Below are 603 nucleotides of genomic sequence, written 5' to 3' on the forward strand. Positions count from 1 at the left end.
AACCTGCGACAAATTGATTAAAAGTCAACTGCTCTACCGACTGAGCTAACGATCCATCTGGGAAATTGGTTTTGAATGAAGCTCTAAGATGGTGGGTCGTGCAGGATGACTCGGCCTACGGCCTCGCACTTCGGGCCAGCGCTTACGCGCTGTTGTCTCGCTTCGCTCGGCTCGAACCTGCGACCAATTGATTAAAAGTCAACTACTCTACCGACTGAGCTAACGACCTATCTGGGAAATTGGTTTTGAATGAAGCTCTAAGATGGTGGGTCGTGCAGGATGACTCGGCCTACGGCCTCGCACTTCGGGCCAGCGCTTACGCGCTGTTGTCTCGCTTCGCTCGGCTCGAACCTGCGACCAATTGATTAAAAGTCAACTACTCTACCGACTGAGCTAACGACCTATCTGGGAAATTGGTTTTGAATGAAGCTCTAAGATGGTGGGTCGTGCAGGATGACTCGGCCTACGGCCTCGCACTTCGGGCCAGCGCTTACGCGCTGTTGTCTCGCTTCGCTCGGCTCGAACCTGCGACCAATTGATTAAAAGTCAACTACTCTACCGACTGAGCTAACGACCTATCTGGGAAATTGGTTTTGAATGAAG

At 51.7% G+C, this 603-nt stretch carries 3 other RNA genes; all 3 read right to left on the reverse strand.

Annotated features, from left to right (window positions below):
* Window positions 1–89: 89 nt before the first annotated feature.
* A non-coding RNA gene (locus AACQ38_RS23830) (RtT sRNA) lies at window positions 90–222 on the reverse strand.
* 41 nt (window positions 223–263) lie between these two features.
* Window positions 264–396, reverse strand: a non-coding RNA gene (locus AACQ38_RS23835) — RtT sRNA.
* Window positions 397–437: 41 nt separating this feature from the next.
* A non-coding RNA gene (locus AACQ38_RS23840) (RtT sRNA) lies at window positions 438–570 on the reverse strand.
* Window positions 571–603: the final 33 nt, after the last annotated feature.

The organism is Photorhabdus sp. RW14-46 (assembly GCF_963887965.1).
Classification (GTDB): Bacteria; Pseudomonadota; Gammaproteobacteria; order Enterobacterales; family Enterobacteriaceae; genus Photorhabdus; species Photorhabdus laumondii.